1 pseudogene is annotated in these 506 nt (G+C 74.3%); it reads left to right on the top strand.

What is annotated here, in order from left to right:
- Positions 1-506 (top strand): annotated as a pseudogene (locus tag CVM52_RS27375) (hypothetical protein); the annotation flags it as partial.

Here is a 506-nt window from a genome sequence, read left to right on the forward strand (position 1 = left end):
CCGCAGGACAGCGCCGCTGCGGCCCCCGCAACAGCCTCCCCGGTCAACACCGCCCCGGCACAAACCCCAGCCGAACCGCTGGACCTCCCGGCAAATCGCCCCGAGGTATCCGCACCCACCGCCGCGCCGGCCCAGGTCGCGCCGACAGCGACTCAAGCCCCAGCCGCCGCGATCCTTTCCCCGTCCGAACCGCCGCAAGCCGCCCCCGGCGCCGCTTCCACATCGCAACAGGCCGAGGCGATCTGGTACCGGCCTGCACCGCAGCCAGACGCCGCCGGTCAGGCGCAGGTACAGGTCACCTCACCGGCTCAACCGGGGCTGCCGATTGCCGCCACCTCCGCCCCGGCACAACCGGCGGCGCCCGCCACTGGCCCGATCGACCTGCCCGCCCTTGCCGCGCGGCTCGATGCGACCCTACAACAGTTCGACGCCACCTATGGCACCGACACAAGGGCGCTGATCGCCCGCAACGCCGCCGCGCTGCCGGCGCAGAGCCTGGCCGCGCC

The sequence above is a fragment of the Pseudooceanicola lipolyticus genome, from assembly GCF_002786325.1.
Taxonomy (GTDB): domain Bacteria; phylum Pseudomonadota; class Alphaproteobacteria; order Rhodobacterales; family Rhodobacteraceae; genus Pseudooceanicola_C; species Pseudooceanicola_C lipolyticus.